Here is a 21,600-nt window from a genome sequence, read left to right on the forward strand (position 1 = left end):
AACGTATTTTGAATAGTGGCTTGTTGCCTATTTTTTCAAATTGACAAATTAAAAGCCGAAAACAATTATCCAAAATCAATTGATTAATGAGTCATTTGGTAAATAAAATTTATAAAGGCCAGATTTTCATGGTCTTTCTTTTATTCATGGGATTGATTTCCTGTAAAGAAACGGAGCCAGCGGATGATCCTACCATCAAACCAGAGGAAAATCGCTTTACAAAAGTGGTTTTGACGGAGGGGATGGACGAACCTATGGAAATGACTTTTCTTCCAGGAAAAAGAGTGTTGATTGTAGAAAGAAAAGGGGGGGTCAAAATACTAGATGAGAATACTGGTGAAATGACCTTGGTAGCTACCATTCCCGTAAATACAAAATACACTAATAAAGAGGGAGCTGTACGAGAAGCAGAAGAAGGTTTAATGGGCGTAATAGCACATCCGGATTTTGAAAAAAACCATTGGATATATCTTTATTATGCAGATCCTGTGGATACACAGCATGTCTTGGCCCGCTATGAATTGGATGGTAATACCCTGAAAGAAGAGACCAAAAAAGTTCTTTTGGTTGTTCCAACGCAACGGGAAGAATGTTGCCATACCGGTGGAGGGATGGTCTTTGACCAAGAAGGAAACTTATATCTTACTGTGGGAAATAATACAGTAAATCCAAGAACAGGTTCTTCCAATCTGGATGAAAGACCAGGCCATGAAAATTCGGACGATCAAAGAGCTCCAGGAAATACCAATGACTTAAGAGGAAAAATTTTAAGAATCCACCCAGAAGATGATGGTACTTATACTATTCCTGAAGGAAATTTATTTCCTTCAGGCACAGAGAAAACAAGACCAGAAATATATACAATGGGACATAGGAACCCTTGGAGACCTACTTTGGATAGTGAAACCGGTTACCTGTATTGGGGTGAAGTAGGCCCGGATGCTTCTGTTGATTCCATTTGGGGTCCTAAAGGGTATGATGAATTTAACCAAGCCAAAGGTCCTGGATTTTTTGGATGGCCTTACTTTATTGCTAATAATAGACCTTACAATAGACATGATCTGGCCACAGATACCTATGGAGAGCCTTTTGATGTCAACAATCCTGTAAATGAATCTGTAAATAATACGGGCTTAAGAGAGCTACCTACTCCAGTGATTCCTGCATTTATATATTATCCTTATGGTGTTTCTGAGGAGTTTCCAATGCTCGGTAGTTCTGGAAGAAGTGCGACTGGAGGACCAGTTTTAAGAAAGAAGGACTTTTCAAAAGATGCTCCGTTTGTTTTCCCGGCTTATTATGAAGGAAAATGGTTAATTGTAGACTTCATGAGAGGTTGGATCATGGCAGTTACCATGGATGAAAATGGTGATTATCAATCCATGGAGCGTTTTCTTCCTAACGATAATTTCAGCTCTGCCATAGATATGGATTTTGGTCCAGATGGAGCATTATATGTTTTGGAGTATGGTAGTGCCTGGTTTAGGGGAAATTCCAATTCTAAATTGGTTAAAATCGAATACAATGCGGGAAATAGAAAGCCTAACGTAAGTGCTTCTGCAGATGTGTTGGCCGGAGCTGTTCCATTTACCTCCAACTTTTCCTCAGAAGGAACCAGTGATTACGACGATTATGATCAAGGTAAGCTTGACTATTCTTGGTCTATATCTTCAAATAACGGCACTGAAGAAACGCTTCAAGGAGAAAATGCTACTTATACCTTTGATACTCCAGGGGTGTATGAAGTTCAACTTACGGTGACAGATACCAAAGGAGAATCAAATGTTGCAAACCTTGAGTTGATTGCCGGAAATGATCGCCCTGAGGTGAGTATTGATTTCAAAGGAAAAAACAGAACTTTTTATTTTGGAGAAAGCTCTTTGGAATATCAAGTGAGCGTTTCGGATAAAGAAGATGGGTCTACTTTGGATGGTTCGATCAAACCTGAGGAAATGGCTATCACATTTGATTACGTTCCAGCTGGATTTGATCCAATTGAAATGGCATCTAATCAAAGTGGAGCAGAGTCCATGGCAGTATTGAATATTGGTAGAAATTTGATTGAAGCCAGTGATTGTAAATCTTGTCATCAGTATGACTCTACTTCTATTGGGCCAAGTTATTCTGCGGTTGCCCAAAAATATTCCAATACTCCTGCTAATGTTGATATGTTAGTAAGTAAGATTATTAATGGCGGAAGCGGTGTATGGGGAGATCATGCTATGAGTGCTCACCCACAGCTTTCTGAAGCTGATGCCAAGAGAATGGTGGAATATATTTTCAGTTTGAATGAAGTGAATCCAACTGTTACATCTCTTCCTTTGGAAGGACAACTGAATCCACAATTTCCAACCGGTGAAGATGGCCAAGGTGGATTTTTATTGAGAGCTTTTTATACCGACAAAGGAGCTGGCAATATTACTTCCTTGACTGGCGAGGATTATGTGGCTTTAAGAAATCCTTTCTTGGACCCACAACTTTCGGAGATGCGAAAAGGTGTTCAATTATTGACAACGCCTAGTATCAATTTCTTTATGGTAGGTGACCAATCCTATATAGGATTCAAGGACATTGATTTGACAGAAGTACAGGAAATTGTTCTTTACCTTGGAATTAGCAACAGAAACGGAGCCAAAGGAGCATCAGTGGAGGTAAGAGTTGACTCTCCTACTGGAACGCTTATTGGTCAAACAGAAAAAGTTACTGAAGCGCCGAACGGAGGCTTTAGACCTCCAGCTGGAGTATCACGCTTGGAGTGGAGAAGACAGAATTCTGCCAAACCATCAGCGAAAATATCCGAGGTAAGCGGCAAACACGATATTTATTTTATATTTAAAAATGCAGATGCGAAATCAGAGGAAATCTTAGCTGCGATTAATGAAATAGAATTCAAAAAATAGCTTCCAACTGATTGAATCATCTCCTTTTTTCAGGGCAAGTTTTTTGAGACTGAAAGCTCAAGGAAAAAATAAAAACCCAAAATAGCCAAGCCCCAAACCGAAAGGTTTGGGGCTTTTTGCTTCAATATGGCTTAGTTTTCTTTGATTATGGTGGTATCTGGTTTGGTTTCTTTGGGAGCAGATAAAAATCCTTTCAGTAGTTTTTTAGCTTCATTTACTGCTTTGTCTTTGGTGACATTTGCCTGCTTTTCTAATTCTTTTTTGACACTATCTTGAACTACTTCCGCCTTGAGCTTCATTTCTTTTTTGATACTATCCTGAGCAGCATTGAATTGCTCTGTAGCTTTCGTTTGCAATGTTTGAGTTTCCCCGCTTACTCTAGCTTTTAATGCATTTGTCAATAAACTTTCCATACTATTCCCTCCTGCCAAAGCTATTTTTGGAGAATTGTATGTGCCTGAAAGATTCAAAGCAATAGGGATTTTGGTGTTTTCATCTACTGTAGATCCCGAAAGGGTTGCCAAAATTGAATTGGCTTGAGTCCCAAATTTTCCAGCAGGAACTTGCATATTGATCAGGTAATTGATGGACCCGTCAAACCCGGCAGATCCTTGTACATTGGCTTCATAATCCCAAAGTTTTACATCAAATGGCTTCACATCCATTACCCCATTATCAATGGAAATGGGGATGGAAATATTACGCAATTGTAGCGTATTGACATCCTTTAGTTTGGTCAAGCTGGTGATGCCCTCCAAAATTTTACTGTCTTTAAGGGCTGTTTCGGCTATTTTTAACAAGCCAGAGCCATCCAAACTTGATAAAAGAGGCATCATATCTTGGCCTAAGTTTCCTGAGAAACTAAGATTTGAATTGAATTTTCCTGTCAGGTTTTGTGCAATAGGAGCAAAAGCTTTGACTGTATTAAATGATTTAAAAGCCTCTGCTATACTTAACTCCACGATATTCAAATCAAAATCAAATTTTGGTACCGTAATATCTCTAGGATCATAGGTACCGCTTAATGCAATGCTTCCGCCTAAAGTTTTCATGGAGGCATCACTAAACTTCAACACTCCATCCTTCAAGGTCATGCTTCCCTTCATATCTCTAAGATTCATGTTGTCATAAATGACTTCATTCGCTGATACACTCATGGTGAAATCAATATTTGTCGGAAGCTCTATGACAGTCAATTCTGTGCTTGAAGTGTCTGGGCTATTATCTTCTGTCATCCATTCGTTCACATTGAACCGAGTGCTGTTGATCGCCAATTGACCTTTTAAGGTGCCATTCTCACTGAGAAGATATTCCATGTAGTTGGACAATGATCCCGTCGCTTGGACAGGACTTTCTCCTAATTTAGAGTCAAATTCAGTGAGCTTAATACTAGTAGGACTAAACTCAGTGATTGCTTTGGATATTTCAACACCTTGAGGTATCTCTGAAGAGCTGTACTTAAAGTCCGATACTTCCATTGTTCCTTTGGTGTCCAATTGCTGATATTTTCCTGCTTCCAAGGCAGCATAGGATCCTTGAGTTAGTATATCAGCTTGAATTCGACCTTCCAAATTCATGTCATCCACAGGAAAAATTGCCATGATTTTTTTCAGGTCCACTTCCCCTTTGATTTCTCCATCCCAATTCAATTTTTCAAAATCAGTGATTTTCATTTTTCCATGGATTTCCTCTTCTTCCAATTCAAAACCAAATTGGCTTAGGTTGACCAAGAAATCGTTCATTTTGCCACTGTTGTTCTGAATCAAGGCATTCACACGGATGTTTTCAATTGGGGCAGGATATTCGGTACTTTTTGCATAGCCATTTGCCAACACTAGTTTGGCATCAATTGCTGGAATCACTCCGGCAATAGAATCATATTTCCCTTTTGCCGTTGCATTGATAGCTAGATTTCCTTTCAGCGCCAATCCATCAATTGGAAAAATGGAAGTCATTTCCTCTAGATTTAATTTCCCATTGATCGCGGCATCCATGGTATAAGAAATTAAGTCTTGCAAAAAGAATTTTCCAGAAAGTGGATTGCTACCAAACTCTAAATTGAAAGTAGGAATAGAAACAGATGTATTGTCTAAGTGATCAGTTTCGTTAAAGACGTGTAAGTCTAGATTTACATTTTTGACGGGTCTTGGTAGATCGGGGTATTGAAACATCCCGTCAGCGATTTTCAAGCTGATGTCAAAAGAGGGGAATTTAGTCTCATTATAAATTCCTTTGACAAAACCCGAGAAGTCCATGGTCCCAGATGTTTCCAGGCTGGAAAAGCTATCTGAATAGATTCCCGGAACCAAGGAAAGGACACTTTTAAATTCATTGTTTCTTCCAGAGAAAGCTAGATCCAATTCAATATCATCTGTAGGCATGGCCAGAAACCCTGAGAGCCCAAATACAAAATCATTCAGTTGAAACTCACCTTCTCCAAGGGTAAATTTCATTTTATCCATATCAATGTTGACCAACGTCTCTCCTGAAAAAGTCTTATTGGAAAGGTAGCTAGTACCTTCATAATTTATTTCCGCAATTAAGGCCTCAAGTTCTATTGGTAATTCATATACGTCAGAAGTAAATTCTCCATTTCCCGTAGCATTAATATCTCCTAAAGCCATAAAGTAACGAAGGGAACGATCGTCATAAACCAGGTTAAGATGATTGATTTCAATTTGGTCTACACCTATTCTTAGGTTGCTTTCTTCCGTTGTGGTAGATTCTTCAGATGGATAAGTGATATCATAGTTGGCAGTTCCATCCTCCAATACTTTCACATAAAGGCTTCCTCCATTCAAATGTACTCCTGTCAAGGTAGGATAGTCATTAAACAATACCGACTTCAAATTAAAATCTATTTGAAGTTCATCTAACCTTGCCAGCGTGTCATTTTCAAAAGGTGCATTTCCTACGATTCCAAAATCTTTGACATTAGCCGAGATGTCAGGAAAATTTCTAAAAATGCTGAGACTGATGTTATCCAAATCATACAGCACCTTTGCATTCACAGATTGGGCAATTTCTTGGTCAATTCGGGCAGCTATTTTATCCTTGAATATGAAGGGAATAGCGATGGCTGAAGCGATCAGAAATAAAAATATAGCAGATAGTATTAATAGAGTCTTTTTCATAATCGTTGAAATTGGGCAATTGAGTTGTATAGGACCTTTTATACAGAATGGAATTGCAATGCTAATTACGGAGAACTGTTCCGTAAAGGCTTAATTTAAAGCAAGATTTAAGCCGTTCAATAGTAAATTTTTTGACTTGGAAATAAGAAAGGCCATGATTTAGAAAAAAACCATGACCTGTAATATGAAAAGCAGTATTTTAGTTAAGACCCCGGAAAGGAAATTCCTTTTACTCTTCTATATAGATTGACTGCATATTTATCTGTCATTCCAGAAATGAAATCAACCAAAGACCTCAGTAATGGATAAGGATTTACTTCAGCTCCCCAGCCCTTTAATGGAAAGTCTTCTGGAAGCAGTCGTAAAATACTTTTATCTTGACCTGAGAATCTTTCAGGAAGATAAAATTGGTGATATAATGCCTGAGAAAATACAGAAAGTAACCCTTCCAGTACCTGGAAGCCTGCTGCTTCCTTTTCTAATACGACCTTGGAGCGATAAATTTTATCTATAGAGACCATGGTGATTTGTTGGAGTGCTTTAGCAGATGGTATAATGTCTGTCAATGCTTTGTCAAAGTTTCCCTTGCACATGCTCTCCTCATACTGTGCAAAAACTTCTACAGTTTCACGGATTAACTCTCCGATTGCCAATGCCCTTAATGCACCTAGGTTTTGGGAATTGGTCCGATTTTTCAGTTTTTTCGGATCAAATTTATCTTTCAAAATGGGAGCTAAAAGCTTGACAGTTTCTTCAAAACTTACCAGGCCCAAAGTGCATCCATCTTCCAAATCAATAATACTGTAGCATATGTCATCTGCGGCTTCTACCAAAAATGCTAGGGGGTGTCGTAACCAACATTCAGGGCTGGATTTCTCCATTCCCAAAAAGGTTCCCATTTGCTCAAAATCAACTAATTGATTAATAAAAAAGCCATATTTTTTCTGACTTCTTCTTGCGATGTCCCTATGTGGAATAAAGCTAGGTCGAGGATATTTGGTAAATGCTGCAAGCGTAGCATAAGTGAGTTTCAAACCATTTGATTTTGAAACTAACATTCTGAATCCCTGTGCATTACCTTCAAAGTTGCAAAGGTCTTCCCATTGCTCACCCCGTACATGAGATTCCCAACATTTCCCAGTATCGTGAAATTTAAAAAAATCGGAAATAGCTTCTTCTCCTGCATGTCCAAAAGGAGGATTTCCAATATCGTGAGTTAGTGCAGCAGCAGCCACAATAGCCCCTACTTCATAGGCTGAAATCCCCGTTTTTTGCAGATTAGGGTATTTTTCCAATAGAAATTCTCCAGCAGATTTACCTAATGACCTTCCTACGCTTGATACTTCAAGACTATGCGTTAACCGGGTGTGGACAAAGGCCTGTTCGGGTAATGGAAAGACCTGTGTTTTGTCCTGTAGATTTCGAAAAGGAGCTGAAAATATGATCCTATCATAATCTACTTCAAACTCACTTCTTGTAATTTGAGTTGGAATAAAACCGGGCTCATCTCCAAATCTGCCCCTGGCCAATAATTTTTCCCATTTCATCATCCCCAAAAATAACAAGCTACTTTTACAATCCGTTTAAAAAAATTAAATTGTAAATTGGCACGGACATTGAAACTTGTCCGGTCAAACTAACCCAACAATTTACGTATGAAGAATATATTTAATTATTTGATGTTGCTCGGAGTAATGCTTTTTGCTGTTGCATGCTCCAATGATGATGAAACTCCAAACGGAGGAAACGCCAGAGTAAATTTTTACTTGGTAGATGCTCCTGGAGATTTTGAGGAAGTTTGGATTGAAGTGCTTGCAATTAGAGTTAAAGCAGAAGATGATTCCATGGATGATGATGTTCAAGGCAATGATGATGATGACGAGAATGAATCTGATTGGATTGAAATTCCTTACGATGAAGCTAGCCCTTACGTGAATTTGATGGATCTAACAGGTGAAAATTCCTTGTTTATTGGATCAGAAGATTTTCCTGAAGGCGAAATTGATCAATTGCGATTGGTGCTTGGAGATGATAACTACGTGATCAGAGACGGTGAACGTTCTGATTTGACAACACCAAGTGCTCAGCAAAGTGGACTGAAAATCAAGGTTGATGAAGATATTGAAGGAGGTATGAGTTATAACTTGGTTATTGATTTTGATGTTGCAAAATCAATTGTTGAGGCAGGAAACTCCGGGAATATTATCTTGAAGCCTGTTTTAAGAGCCTATTTGGAAGAAGCAGCTTCAGGAGTAATGGGCCAAGTATTCCCAGCAGAAGCTCAACCAGTGGCAGTGAATGCCCTAAAAGGTGATGATGAGTATAATACATTTGTCGATGATAATGGTAATTTCAAAATTTTAGGAATGGATGATGGAGTCTATACCTTTACATTTACTCCAAATGATGGTTACCAAATATTGGTAGTAGAAAATGTTGTTGTAGAGGAAGGAGTTGTGCTTACCCTAGACCCTATTACACTTCTACCTATAGAAGAATAAAAATGAAAGCCGGTTTCGACCGGCTTTTTTTTATGATTTTTTGATCTATCTCCCAAAGGCTAAATTTTGACTACTTTTAGGCTAAATTTGTAAAGTGAAAAGAAGCGTTTTTAATTTCTTAAGTATTCTTTTAATTCTGTGCTTTTGGGGTTGTAGCGAATTTGATTCTAACCCTAAAGGCTTGCTGAACCTTATTCTGATAGATGCACCTGCACAATGGGACTCTGTTTTTGTGGAGATCCAAGGGGTTGATGTAGAGTTGATCAGATCGGGTAGAGAAGATGGTGTGATTGAAACCTATTTTCTTCCTTATGCTCCAGGAGATAAAAAAATTGAAGTTAGCTCCTTGGTAGCGGGGGAAGCTCTTTTATTAGGTAGGGATGAATTACCAAATGGGAAGGTGTTGGGTTTGACTATGAGATTGGGAAATGAATATTTCCTCTACCTAGATGAAAAAAGGTATTCTATGAGTTTGGCAGAATCTTCCTCCAATGAGGTACCTATAGAAATTGAAATGGATATTGAGCAAGGGTTTTCCTATGATATCGTATTGGATTTTGATCTTGAAAAATCTATAAAAGTCATAGGTGAAGGGCCTTTGTCTTTTGAGTTGAATCCTTCGGTAAAAGCGTATAAAGGCGCAGGCACAGGAGAAATTAGGGGGGTAGTCAGCCCCACTGCCTTGCAACCAGCTGTCTATGCAATTTTAGAAGGGGATTCAATAAGTACACATACCAACAGTTCTGGAACCTATAATTTTAGACTTCCTGAGGGGACTTATTCACTTTACTTTGATCCCAAAAATGAGTCTTATGCAGATACCCTAATTCACAATGTGGAAGTAGTGGCTAGAGAAACAAATTCCTTGGATTTGGTGACTTTAAAATTGAAGCCTTAGTATGAATGATCAACTCTACATGCAAAGAGCTTTAGAGCTTGCTGAATTAGGGAGAGGTAATGTAAGTCCAAACCCAATGGTGGGATGTGTGATTGTGAAGGAGGGATTTATTATCGGGGAGGGATACCATCGGAAATATGGGGAAGCTCACGCGGAAGTCAATGCAGTAAATGATGTCAAAGATCCTAAGTTAATAGAGGGCGCTACTGCCTATGTGACTTTGGAGCCATGCGCCCATTTTGGGAAAACTCCTCCTTGTGCCAATTTATTGGTGGAAATGAAGATAGGAAGAGTTGTCATTGCAGCCGTGGATTCCAACCCTTTGGTTGGGGGAAAAGGCATTAATATCTTAAAAGAAGCGGGAATTGAAGTGGACACCGGAATTTTAGAAGAAGAAGCCCGATGGCAAAATCGCAGATTTTTTACGCAAATAGAAAAAAAGCGTCCTTATGTGATTCTCAAGTGGGCCCAAACCGCTGATGGCTTCGTAGCAAGAAAAGATTATTCCTCAAAATGGATAAGTAATTTTTCCAGCCGTCAATTGGTTCATAAGTGGAGAGCAGAGGAAGATGCAATTATGGTAGGGAAGAATACTGCTAAATATGACAATCCTACCCTGAATGTAAGAAATTGGGTAGGTAAGAATCCTTTAAGGATTCTTGTTGATAGCAGATTGGAATTACCAAAAGACTTAAAATTATTTGATCAAGCAGTTCCTACTGTATGTTATAACACTCAAAAATCAGAAGTATATGGGAATTTAGAGTTTGTGAGACTAAAGTCTGGATTTTCTGTTCAAGATATACTTCAGGATTTAAATCAAAGGAAAATTCAAAGCCTGATTGTCGAAGGTGGGAGTTTCCTATTGAATAAATTTTTGGAATCTGAACTTTGGGATGAAGCTCGTGTGTTTACCAGTCAAAATAAATTTGAGGAAGGAATTGTTGCTCCAATCATTAATAATCCTGCATCCGAATTTATTTCAATTTTAGAAGATCGTCTAGCAATACATTATCATGTCTGAAAATCTATTTATCCCAGAAGCTGCTACCAAGGCAGAAAAATACGAAGCGGTAATCCCGCAAATTGAAGCGCTGATAAGTGGAGAACCAGACTTATATGCCAATTTGGCCAATATTTCTGCAGCCTTGAAAGAGGCTTTTGGATTTTTTTGGGTAGGCTTTTATTTGGTGAAGGAAACTCAATTGGTATTAGGTCCATTCCAGGGCCCTATCGCTTGTACTCGGATTTCAATTGGAAAAGGGGTTTGTGGTACGGCTTGGCAAGAAGCCAAAACGCAAGTTGTTCCGGATGTTGATGCTTTTCCAGGACATATTGCATGTAGCTCTGCCTCAAAATCAGAAATTGTGGTCCCTGTATTTAAAGATAAACAGGTCGTAATGATCTTGGATGTGGATTCTGACCAATTAGATGATTTTGATCAAACCGACCAAAAGTATCTGGAAAAGTTAATGGACTCTTTAGGAAATACTTTATAATAAATCCGTTCTAGTCTATTAATCAAGGGTTCTTTAGTTTAGACTTTTTCCAAATGAACGGATGATCTCAATCGTTTCTTCCTTTCTTTCAATCATTCCTACATGACCAGTTTCTGGAAGTTCAACGTAGTTGGTCACCGCTTCTTGGTGTTTTCTACTTGCTTCAATTGGTACCGCTGCATCCAGTTCTCCAGCGATCATCAATTTTGAACCTTGAAAATTTTCTAAGACTTCCATTCGGTCTTTTCGATCTCTCATGGCTTTGGTAAGCACAATTAATCCCTCAAGAGAACAATTTTTACCTTGTTCGATGGCTAGTTGGATGTCTGAATATAATTCCTCTCTTCTATTTTCCGGAAAAAGAGGTGGAACAAAAGAAGTAACAAAGGTATCTACTCCATATTTCTGAAGGAAAATTACGGTGCGGTCTCGCATTTCTTTCTTTTCCTGACTGTCTGCAAAAGCAGTAGAATGAAAAAGGCCTATGGCTTTTAACTTGTGCCCCATTAACTCTGTGAGGGCTAAAGTAACGTAGCCGCCTAAGGAATGTCCGATTACTATAGGGTTTAAAATGCCTTCTTCCTCCAACCAATTTTCCAATAAAACAGCTATCTCTTCCATAGTCAGACTAGATTGCTCAAGTTTGGAATTTCCTATGCCGGGAAGATTTGGACAAATGATTCTAAAATCCTTGGATAATGAATTGGCAAAATCACTCCACATTTCTGCTATTTCACAAAAACCGTGGATCAGGACAATGGGTTGACCCTGTCCTTTTTCAAAAAATTCAATACCAGACATATTTGTGTTTTTTAGAGGGATTTGGCTACCTCAGCCATGCTTCTCACAGCATCTGCTATTCCATCAGGATCAAAACCACACTCTTTTTGCAATTCAATTTGCTCACCGTGTTCGATGACCTCATCTGGAATTCCCAAACGTTTTATTTGTGCTTGATAGCCATGATCCATCATCCATTCTAGAACTGCAGATCCAAAACCGCCCATGAGACATCCATCCTCCACAGTGATAACCTTTTTGAATTTGCCAAACACCTCATGGAGTAATTCTCCATCCAATGGTTTAGCAAATCGCATATCATAGTGCGCAGGATTTAGACCTTCTTTTTGGAGGGTTTCACATGCTTCTACAGCGTAGTTTCCAATGTGGCCCAAAGTTAAAATTGCTACTTCCTCTCCTTCTTTGATGATTCGTCCTTGTCCTGCAGGAATTTGTCTAAATGGTGTTTTCCATTCTGGCATTACTCCTTTACCTCTTGGATATCGAATGGAATATGGTCCATTGTGCAATGAACCTGAATACATCATATTTCGGAGTTCCTCTTCATTCATTGGTGCAGAAACAACCAGATTTGGAATGCATCTGAAATAGGCAATATCATAGGCACCGTGATGGGTAGGTCCATCAGCCCCAGCAAAACCAGCTCGATCAAGACAAAGTACTACTGGAAGGTTTTGAAGGCACACATCATGTACTACCTGATCATAGGCACGCTGCATGAAGGTGGAATAGATATTACAAAAAGGTACTAAACCTTGGGTAGCAAGACCTGCCGAAAATGTAACTGCATGTTGTTCCGCAATGCCCACATCAAATGCTCGGTCAGGCATGGCTTTCATCATGATATTCATGGACGATCCCGATGGCATGGCTGGAGTCACCCCCATGATTCTATCATCCATTTCAGCTAATTCCACTAAGGTATTTCCAAAAACATCTTGATACTTTGGAGCTTGAGGAATTGAAGGAGTTTTCTTGAAAATTTCTCCTGTTACTTTATCGAAAGTGCCTGGTGCATGCCAAGTCGTCTTGTTTCCATTTTCTGCAGGCGCGTATCCCTTTCCTTTGACTGTGACGCAGTGCAAAATTTTCGGGCCAGGGATATCTTTCAAATCCTTGAGAATTTCAGCCAAATGATTTACATCATGTCCGTCTACAGGACCAAAGTATCTTAAATTCAAGGATTCGAATAAGTTACTTTGATGAAGTACTGCGGATTTGATGGCTCCCTCTACTTTTGAGATAACTTCTTGGGCACTAGAACCGAATTTGCTGAATTTTCCCAAGAGCTTCCATACTTCATCTTTTACTTTATTATAAGTATGCGAAGTAGTAATATCTGTGAGGTAGTCCTTGAGTGCTCCTACGTTAGGATCAATGGACATACAGTTATCATTCAAAATAATCAGGACATTGGAGTCACTGACTCCTGCATGGTTCATGGCTTCAAATGCCATTCCCCCGGTCATAGATCCATCGCCAATGACTGCGACATGTTGCTTGTGAACTCCTTTGTATTTGGAGCCTACAGCCATTCCCAAAGCAGCAGAAATGGAAGTGCTGGAATGACCTACACCAAATGTGTCGTATTCGCTCTCTTTTCTTTTAGGGAAACCGGAAATACCTCCGTACACTCGATTGGTATGAAATTGATCTCTACGGCCAGTTAGGATTTTATGCCCATAGGCTTGATGGCCTACATCCCACACCAATTGATCTTCAGGAGTATTTAAAACGTAATGAAGAGCCACGGTCAGCTCTACTACACCTAAACTTGCACCAAAATGTCCCCCATACACGGAAACGTTATCTACTATAAATTGACGCAATTCATCGCATATCTGAACGAGTTTTTCCTTCTGAAACTTCTTCAGGTCAGCAGGGCTGTTGATTTGCGCTAATAATTCTCCTGGTTGAATCAACATGATCTAATTTCTGGTGTCAAAAAGAAATAACTCTCCTTTTAAGTATTTGTTCTAAAATCAGTTAGGATTTCTTTTTGCCTACCTTTTTTCATTCTTTGGCCTAAGTCCAATTAATTTACGCTTAATTGAATATCTTTGGCTACAAGGTTGCAAAATTAACCAATAATTTAAATATCCCTTGAGTTTCGAAATCAAATTACCGCTTTTCGAGGGCCCGTTCGATTTGATGTTATTCTTCATTGAGCGGGACGAATTGGATATATATGATATTCCTATCTCCAAGATAACCAATGATTTCTTAGACTACCTACATCATCTGGAAAAAATGGAGATAGAAGTGGCAAGTGATTTTATTCTCTTTGCAGCAACTTTAATGCGAATTAAATCCAAACTTTTGCTTCCAAGGCCTGAATTAAATGAGCAAGGTGAAGAAATAGACCCTCGCGAGGAATTGATTAGAAACCTTTTGGAGTATAAAAAGTACAAATCTGTGATACAGGATCTGGCAAGTTTGGAAGAGACCAGATTAACCAAAGAAAAAAGAGGAAACTTGCTTTTTGAGCTGCAGGAACTAAGTAAAGTAGAGGACGTTGATGCTGAAATGCAGCATGTGGATTTATACAAACTGCTCAAAGTGTTTCAGCGGAGTATGGCCAAATTCGCCGCGAGAGGGGATGAAACAAAGCATACGGTCATCCAGTATCCCTATACCATAGAGCAGCAAAAAGACTTCGTATTGGAAAGAATTAGTTTTAAAAAACAAGTACCATTTTCAGAATTTATCACCTACAAACCAGACAAAATTTTTGTGATTTATACCTTTCTGGCAATTCTAGAATTACTTCAGCTTTCTAAAGTTACCATCATTATCGGTGAAGGCTTTAATAATTTTTGGGTGGAAAAGACTGAGCCAATCGCTGCGGGCTAAGTATGAAATTGGACAACAAAAAAATCTTTCAGACATTAAACCCCAATAAGGTTTGGGTGCCTATTATCATAGGCTTGGGGATCGTATTTGCGATGTTTTATTTTGACCCCTCAATCAATGCTGAAACCTTAAGTGTTGTTTTTGATGCATCCTTGTCCTGGATTTTTTTGGCTATCGTAGTCATTCTTTTTAGGGATGCCGGATATATATACCGGATTCGGGAAATTACCAATAGAGAACTTACCTGGTCTAGGTCTATCTACGTGATTATTCTTTGGGAATTTGCTTCGGCGGTAACCCCTTCTGTAGTAGGAGGTACGGCTGTAGCAATCTTCATATTGAACAAGGAAGGGATCAAATTAGGAAGAGCGATTGCCTATGTCATGGTGACGGCGATTTTAGATAATTTGTTTTTTGTCATTGGGGCTCCTATTATCTTGTTTTTTGCAAAGGGAAATATATTTCCAGAAAGCAAGGTGTTGGAAACCCAGATGCAGAGTAGTATGGAGGCAATTTTCTGGATTAGTTATGCCCTCTATGCGACCTATAGCTTAATCATGGCAGCCGCACTATTTTATAGACCTAGAGTTTTCAAATGGGTGTTGATCAAATTATTTTCTATCAAATGGCTCCGCAAATGGAAGCATGATGCAAGTGAATATGGAAATCAGATCATTGAAGCATCCAAAGAATTGACCGGTAAAAACTTCAGGTATTGGCTTCCTATCGTGGCAGCTACAATCTTTATTTGGACTTCCAGATATTTAATGTTGAATGCATTAATCTCTGCCTTTGTGCCATTGAGTCTCAATGATCATATCATTGTATTTGCAAGGCAGGTGATCATGTGGATCGTGATGATGATTTCTCCCACTCCAGGTAGTAGCGGTACGGCTGAGTTTTTCTTTGCGCAGTTCTTCACCCAATTCCTTACTATTTACACCTTTGTGACGAGTATCGTGTGGAGGCTACTATCTTATTACCCCTACTTGATTCTTGGGGCATTATTCTTGCCTAGATGGATCAAACAGGTCTTTTTTAAGAAAAAGGAGAATGAAACCCTAGAGTAATATGCTACAGGAAATGACCATCAAGCAAGTTGCTGAAATTACTAAAGGAGAACTTTTAGGAAATGTAAAAAGCAATTTGATTTCTCAAGTAGCTATTGATTCCCGTCAGATTATACATCCTAGCCGTAGCTTGTTTGTAGCCTTAAAAGGGGCAAAAGCGGATGGAACAGTATTTATTCCCCAACTTTTTGAGTTGGGCGTTCGATGTTTTCTGGTTCCAAAAAATTATAAAACAAAGGAAGATACAGCATCTTATGTGGTAGTAGAAGATACCAGATCAGCTTTACAGAAGCTTGCTGAATTTCAACGAAACCAGTTCCAAAAGCCTATAGTTTCCATTACAGGGAGCAATGGCAAAACCATTGTCAAGGAATGGTTAGGTCAGGTCCTAAGCCAAAAATTTCATGTAGCCAAAAGCCCTAAAAGCTATAATTCCCAAGTTGGAGTACCTCTTTCCATTTTTGGAATCGAAAAGGATCATCAGGTGGCAATTCTTGAAGCGGGGATTTCAAAATCTGGGGAAATGGCTGCTTTGGAAAAAATGATTCAACCAAGTTTGGGAATTTTCACCAATATTGGGACTGCCCACCAAGAAGGTTTTGAAAGCCAAGAGCAAAAGATTTCGGAGAAACTCAGCCTTTTTGAGCGTTCAAAACTGTTGATTTACTGTAAAGACCATCCAATATTGGCTTCTAAGATTGCCAATACCTTTCCAGAGGATAAATTGATAGCTTGGTCAGATGAGCCTGGTTCAGATTTCACCAGATCTGTTAAAATCAGAGATCATCAAACGAAAATATTCCTATTAAAATCTGATTTAAGTACCTATACATTTCAAGTTCCTTTTAGAGATCCAGCCTCTATTGAAAATATTACCCATGTTCTAGTTGCCGCCTTAACATTGGGTCAATCTTCAGAATCTATCCAAGAAGGGTTGCATCATCTGAAGTCGATCGATATGCGCTTGACTTTGAAGCCGGGTGTGCATGAATCTATTATAATTGATGATACTTATAATAACGATTTGGCTGGTTTAAAGGTCGCGCTGGATTTTATGCAGCAGCAGCGTCCCAAAAACAGAAAGGTTTTGATACTTTCTGATTTATTGCAACAGGGAGAGCCGGATCGGGTTTATTCCATGGTCTCCGATTTGATAATGAATTATCGCTTAGATAAAATTGTAGGGGTGGGTCAAGACATTGCGCGGATTGGCACTAATTTTCCAGGTAAGTTTGAGACTTATTTAAAAACGGAAGATTTGCTTGATGTCCTAGACCCTGAACAATTTACAAATGATTTGATCCTGATTACTGGAGCAAGGCCGTTTGGTTTTGAAAGAGTAGTCAATAGACTCCAGCAACGTATCCATGGGACAACTTTAGAGATCAACCTCAATGCATTAACGCATAATTTTAATTTTTATAAAAGACTGGTAAAACCTGAAACCAAAATGATGGTGATGGTAAAAGCCTTTGCCTATGGTGGAGGTGCAGTAGAAATTGCCAATCACTTACAAACCATGGGTGCAGATTACCTGGCAGTGGCTTTTACCGATGAAGGAGTAATTTTAAGAAAGCATGGAATTTCCTTACCGATTATGGTACTGAATCCCCTAGAGGAGTCTATAGATTTGTGCCATGAGTATGCTTTGGAACCAGTGGTTTTTAGTCCTGAATTTTTCAAAAAGGTCAACCAATATTGTGAGATAAATGAGCGGTCCTTATCTATTCATCTGGATTTGGATACCGGTATGCACCGGCTGGGTTTTGAGGAGAAGCATCTGGATGAATTAAAGGAGCTGATTTCAAAGGCAAGACATTTAAAAATAGCTTCCGTGTATACCCATTTGGTAGGTGCTGACGAAGAACTCCATCGTGATTTTTCATTAGAACAAATCCTCAGTTTCCAGCGAATGAAATCAGAGTTGGAGCAAATTTTACCTACAGACACTTTGTTTCATGCCCTCAATTCCGCTGGAATAGCAGCTTTCCCGGAATATCAATTTGATATGGTAAGGCTTGGAATTGGCTTGTACGGAGTAGAGGTAACCGGTAAATATGGAAATTCGCTTCGGTCTATCAGTACCTTAAAGACGACTATTTCCCAGGTTAAAACTTTAAATCCAGGTGAAACGGTAGGTTATTCGAGAAAAGGAGCCTTACCTCAGGGAGGAAAAATAGCTACTCTTGGTATTGGTTATGCAGATGGCTATGACAGGAGGTTTTCGAATGGAAATGGATATGTCCTCATTCAGGGAAAAAAAGCTCCTGTAGTAGGAAACGTTTGTATGGATATGTGCATGGTAGATGTGAGTGATTTGGATGTCAAACCTGGAGATGAAGCAATTATCTATGGAGAGCAGATTTCTTTGAAAGAGCTCGCAAGCCGAATAGGAACCATTCCTTATGAGTTATTAACCAATATCAGTACCAGAGTAAAACGTGTATACTATTTGGATTGAGTGGTGAAGGCTGATATTTTTTCCTAAATTCATTTATGAAAATCACAAGAAAACGACTTGCTCATATAGTTTTTGAGTCTGACGATTGGGCCTCGAAGACTTTCGACATTGTATTGCTTTTTTTGATTTTTGGAAGTATTCTCATTTCCATTCTAGACTCGGTGGCAAGTCTTCGTGCTACCTATGGGGACTTTTTTTGGTGGTTGGAATGGGTTTTTACTATTTTATTTACAGTAGAATATGTACTACGGGTTTGGTTATCTAGAAAACCCAGAGGTTATATTTTTAGCTTTTATGGCTTGGTAGACCTGCTAGCCATTTTACCTTCTTATTTGAGCTTTTTCGTGGTGAATTCTCAGCTTCTGGCGGTGGTAAGAGCTTTACGTTTGTTGCGGGTGATCAGAATCTTAAAATTAGGGAGGTATGTTTCCGAAGCTGAATATTTACAACGATCCCTTCGTGCCAGTTCACATAAAATAATGATTTTTATAGGGTTTGTGGTTACCATTGTATTGATCATGGGAACCCTGATGTTCATTATAGAAGGTCCGGAACATGGATTTACGAGCATCCCTGTTGGAATGTATTGGGCGATCGTCACCTTGACTACTGTAGGCTTTGGAGATATCACTCCTGCCACTCCCTTAGGCCAGTTTGTCTCCTCTATAATTATGCTTCTTGGATATGCGATCATAGCTGTACCTACTGGTATTGTAAGTACGGAAATGGCTTCTCAACGAAAAAAAGCAGATAGGCCTAAGTTGATTACATGTCCAAATTGCGGAAAGGACGATTTGAAACCTACCGACAATTTCTGTGCAAATTGTGGGATCAGCCTACGTTAATCTTCCAGATTCAGAAACTCCTGGATGTTTTTAATCTTTCCGAATAGTAAAAGGATATCTCCTTCTTCAAGTAAATAATCCGGGGTTATTACCCCAATTACTCTTTTTTCCTGAGTTTTAAGACCTAGCAAGTTGGTTTTATCTTCCAATTTGATGACAGTCAAAATGTTTAAAAAGAACTCCTTTCGAATTTCGGCTTCGGATACCTTCATTCCGAAATAACGCTTCGGCAATTTTACTTCCACAATGTTGTATTCATCTGAGATCTCCAGTGAGTCCATCACTCCTTTCAACTCCAATCTTTTTGATAATCGATCAGCAGTTTCTTCCTCTGGATGTATGATTTCATCTACTCCAATACTTCGAATCACGGTCTCGTGTAAATCATTGATGGCTCTTGCGATGATCCGTTTTACCTGAAGCTGTTTAAAAATAGCGGTAGACATGATGGAGGCCCCAACATCTTCCCCAATAGCAATAATGACCACATCACAGTCTTTGAGGGGTAAGTTTTTCACCGCTTGTGCGTCTGTAGCGTTCATCGTCACCGCATGGGTGATTTTGTTACTGATCAGGTCAATGCGGTTTTCGCTATTATCTACTCCGATTACCTCATGGCCTAAATCGGTCAGTCTAATGGCGAGATACCCGCCAAAGTTTCCCATTCCAACTATGATGTATTTCATGTGTTTTTAATTTGGTTTTTATAGGCCACTTGGAATCTATTAAGTTTTATCGTTCCATTTGTGGTGTATAGTTTTATGCTCGGTTTTACAGCATAATTAATTTACGTAATAAAGACATTTTCCTCTGGATATTTATAGCGGTGCTGGCCTGCTTTTCTAACAATTGCAATCAATACTGTCAACGTACCTACCCTACCCATAAACATGCAAATCATGATCACCAATTTACTGGCTGTCCCCAACTGTGAAGTAATTCCCAAACTCAATCCCACCGTCGAAAATGCGCTAAATACTTCAAAAGCCACGTCGATCAAGGGTAGGTGAGGGTCAAAAAGCATAACTAAGAAAATTCCTAAACCAATTACTAAAAAGGATAAGGCAATTACTGCAAATGCTTTTTGTATGGTTTCATTTGAAATTTGCCTCATAAAAACTTCTACTCTCTTTTTACCGGTGGCAATGCTTATTGTATTTAATAAGGCTACAGCAAAGGTGCTGGTTTTAAGTCCTCCGCCAGTAGATCCAGGTGAAGCTCCTATCCACATCAGGATCAAATATATTAAGATGGTAGGCACAGTGAGTAAGGTCATATCAACCGTATTGAACCCAGCTGTTCTTGGAGTTACTGCTCCAAAAACCGCAGTAGCGAATTTTCCATAAGGACTCAACCCTTCAAGGGTACTTTCACTTTCAAACACCCAGAAGGTGATAAAGCCAACAACCAATAGAATTCCCGTGGTATACAGAGAAAGCTTAGTGCTGACATTTGAAATCCTTGGAACATGTCTGTAGGATTCTATTCCCAATAGGTTTTTTGTTCCTCCGACTACTACGTGTTTCAAATAATTGTAATAATTAATAAAGACGGGAAAACCGATCCCTCCTAAAATAATGGCCAAAGCCAGGACCAAATGCATGGAATAGGCCTCTCTAAACCCAGACTCATAGAGCCCATTGCTCAAGGTGGAAAATCCTGCGTTACAGAATGCTGAAATAGCATGGAAAGCTGCAAAAAACAATTGCTCTCCTTTGGAGCTAAATAAGTCATCTGCCGTGAAATGGTAAATTAAAAAAGCAGCTATTACCTCCGTCAATACCGTAAAGAAGATGATTTTTAATAAGGTGGAATAAATCTCTCCAACGTTGTTTTCATTGATGTAATCTCTGATGAACAACTGGTTTTCTATGGAGAAGCTGCCTTTAAAAAAGAAACCAAAAAAACTGGTAAAGGTCATCATTCCCAAGCCCCCTATTTGAAAAAGGATCATGATGATGGTCTGACCAAAAAATGTGAAATCCTTTGCGGTGTCTAGTACGATCAGACCTGTCACACATACCGCAGAAGTGGAGGTAAATAATGCGTCAATCAAGGAAATGCCATGTTGAGTGGCATGAGGAAGGCTTAATAAGATGGCTCCAATCCAAATCAAAATGAAGAAACTCATGATAAAGACTAGGGTTGGACTGGCTTTTAGACGGTTAATAGTCAGGCTAAACTTGCTGATCTCTATAAAAAATAGCATAGCCACCAGAATATTTACTATAAAATACTGGCGTGAGTAGTTTAGAATTCCTTCGGAAAATTCCATTCCAAATACATTCCACCTCAATAAGGAAAAACCAATTAAGAAAAGGGAAAGCAGTAGCTCCAATAATACCCTACTTACTAAAATGGATGGCTCATTAAGTAGGATTTTTAGGATATATCCAATCCCTATCAAGATCAGGCAAAGGGTAAAGATAAATGAGGTGACAGCATAGGAACCTGAAGTGGGTTCATATCCCAAATGATACAATAAAATTCCGAAGCTGATGAAGCTGCTGTAACGAACTACACCTTCAACAATTGCTTTCAGCTTACGTGTGAAATATAAATTGCGGACAGGATTAGAAAAAAATTTAAAATTTAGTTTCATTCAGGCTTGATTCAATTACCTAAAGATATGCTTTAG

General features: G+C 39.0%; 15 protein-coding genes. 9 read left to right on the top strand and 6 right to left on the bottom strand.

Features of this window, described 5'->3' with window-relative positions; translation table 11 throughout:
- Nucleotides 1-86: 86 nt before the first annotated feature.
- The gene (locus tag JYB62_RS14660; RefSeq protein ID WP_243431590.1) at nucleotides 87-2,900 is read left to right on the top strand and encodes a PQQ-dependent sugar dehydrogenase; all 2,814 of its coding nucleotides are present in this window, start codon (nucleotides 87-89) and stop codon (nucleotides 2,898-2,900) included.
- A 131-nt stretch (nucleotides 2,901-3,031) separates the two neighbouring features.
- Here JYB62_RS14660 and JYB62_RS14665 read toward each other — a convergent pair whose 3' ends face one another.
- On the bottom strand, nucleotides 3,032-6,034 hold the full coding sequence (locus tag JYB62_RS14665; RefSeq protein ID WP_205646165.1) for an AsmA-like C-terminal region-containing protein: 3,003 nt from the start codon (nucleotides 6,032-6,034) through the stop codon (nucleotides 3,032-3,034).
- Nucleotides 6,035-6,237: 203 nt separating this feature from the next.
- On the bottom strand, nucleotides 6,238-7,581 hold the full coding sequence (gene dgt, locus JYB62_RS14670) for a dGTP triphosphohydrolase (RefSeq protein ID WP_205646650.1): 1,344 nt from the start codon (nucleotides 7,579-7,581) through the stop codon (nucleotides 6,238-6,240).
- A gap of 108 nt (nucleotides 7,582-7,689) precedes the next feature.
- Here dgt and JYB62_RS14675 point away from each other — a divergent pair, with 108 nt between their 5' ends.
- The 4 genes from JYB62_RS14675 (at nucleotide 7,690) to JYB62_RS14690 (ending at nucleotide 10,932) form a co-directional block, all read left to right on the top strand.
- The gene (locus JYB62_RS14675) at nucleotides 7,690-8,535 is read left to right on the top strand and encodes a DUF4382 domain-containing protein (RefSeq protein ID WP_205646166.1); all 846 of its coding nucleotides are present in this window, start codon (nucleotides 7,690-7,692) and stop codon (nucleotides 8,533-8,535) included.
- Nucleotides 8,536-8,716: 181 nt separating this feature from the next.
- On the top strand, nucleotides 8,717-9,433 hold the full coding sequence (locus JYB62_RS14680) for a DUF4382 domain-containing protein (RefSeq protein WP_205646167.1): 717 nt from the start codon (nucleotides 8,717-8,719) through the stop codon (nucleotides 9,431-9,433).
- A 1-nt stretch (nucleotide 9,434) separates the two neighbouring features.
- On the top strand, nucleotides 9,435-10,457 hold the full coding sequence (gene ribD, locus JYB62_RS14685) for a bifunctional diaminohydroxyphosphoribosylaminopyrimidine deaminase/5-amino-6-(5-phosphoribosylamino)uracil reductase RibD (protein WP_205646168.1): 1,023 nt from the start codon (nucleotides 9,435-9,437) through the stop codon (nucleotides 10,455-10,457).
- Nucleotides 10,450-10,932 (top strand): GAF domain-containing protein, encoded by a 483-nt coding sequence (locus JYB62_RS14690; protein ID WP_205646169.1) that lies wholly within the window; start codon nucleotides 10,450-10,452, stop codon nucleotides 10,930-10,932. Before ribD ends, JYB62_RS14690 begins: the two co-directional genes overlap by 8 nt.
- A gap of 33 nt (nucleotides 10,933-10,965) precedes the next feature.
- Here JYB62_RS14690 and JYB62_RS14695 read toward each other — a convergent pair whose 3' ends face one another.
- Nucleotides 10,966-11,733, bottom strand: coding sequence for an alpha/beta fold hydrolase (locus tag JYB62_RS14695; protein WP_205646170.1), 768 nt, complete (start codon nucleotides 11,731-11,733; stop codon nucleotides 10,966-10,968).
- Between the two features lie 11 nt (nucleotides 11,734-11,744).
- On the bottom strand, nucleotides 11,745-13,658 hold the full coding sequence (gene dxs, locus JYB62_RS14700) for a 1-deoxy-D-xylulose-5-phosphate synthase (RefSeq protein WP_205646171.1): 1,914 nt from the start codon (nucleotides 13,656-13,658) through the stop codon (nucleotides 11,745-11,747).
- Between the two features lie 178 nt (nucleotides 13,659-13,836).
- On the opposite strand from dxs, the gene JYB62_RS14705 reads away from it, so the two are divergent.
- From JYB62_RS14705 to JYB62_RS14720, 4 genes are read left to right on the top strand one after another with little or no spacing between them, the layout of a single operon-like run.
- Nucleotides 13,837-14,586 carry a segregation and condensation protein A gene (locus JYB62_RS14705; protein ID WP_205646172.1) on the top strand — a complete coding sequence of 250 codons (750 nt, stop codon included), beginning with the start codon at nucleotides 13,837-13,839 and terminating at the stop codon, nucleotides 14,584-14,586.
- Between the two features lie 2 nt (nucleotides 14,587-14,588).
- Nucleotides 14,589-15,656 (top strand): lysylphosphatidylglycerol synthase transmembrane domain-containing protein, encoded by a 1,068-nt coding sequence (locus JYB62_RS14710; protein ID WP_205646173.1) that lies wholly within the window; start codon nucleotides 14,589-14,591, stop codon nucleotides 15,654-15,656.
- A 1-nt stretch (nucleotide 15,657) separates the two neighbouring features.
- Nucleotides 15,658-18,117, top strand: a complete 2,460-nt coding sequence (locus JYB62_RS14715; RefSeq protein WP_205646174.1) for a bifunctional UDP-N-acetylmuramoyl-tripeptide:D-alanyl-D-alanine ligase/alanine racemase — start codon at nucleotides 15,658-15,660, stop codon at nucleotides 18,115-18,117.
- A 35-nt stretch (nucleotides 18,118-18,152) separates the two neighbouring features.
- A complete protein-coding gene (locus tag JYB62_RS14720) occupies nucleotides 18,153-18,962 on the top strand; it encodes an ion transporter (RefSeq protein ID WP_205646175.1) in 810 nt (269 codons plus the stop codon).
- Here JYB62_RS14720 and JYB62_RS14725 read toward each other — a convergent pair.
- Both JYB62_RS14725 and JYB62_RS14730 read right to left on the bottom strand, forming a co-directional pair.
- Nucleotides 18,959-19,648 (bottom strand): potassium channel family protein, encoded by a 690-nt coding sequence (locus tag JYB62_RS14725; protein ID WP_205646176.1) that lies wholly within the window; start codon nucleotides 19,646-19,648, stop codon nucleotides 18,959-18,961. The two genes, JYB62_RS14720 and JYB62_RS14725, sit on opposite strands and share 4 nt — an antisense overlap.
- 101 nt (nucleotides 19,649-19,749) lie before the next feature.
- The gene (locus JYB62_RS14730; RefSeq protein ID WP_205646177.1) at nucleotides 19,750-21,564 is read right to left on the bottom strand and encodes a TrkH family potassium uptake protein; all 1,815 of its coding nucleotides are present in this window, start codon (nucleotides 21,562-21,564) and stop codon (nucleotides 19,750-19,752) included.
- Between the last annotated feature and the right edge of the window lie 36 nt (nucleotides 21,565-21,600).

The organism is Algoriphagus lutimaris, from assembly GCF_017051705.1.
Classification (GTDB): Bacteria; Bacteroidota; Bacteroidia; order Cytophagales; family Cyclobacteriaceae; genus Algoriphagus; species Algoriphagus lutimaris.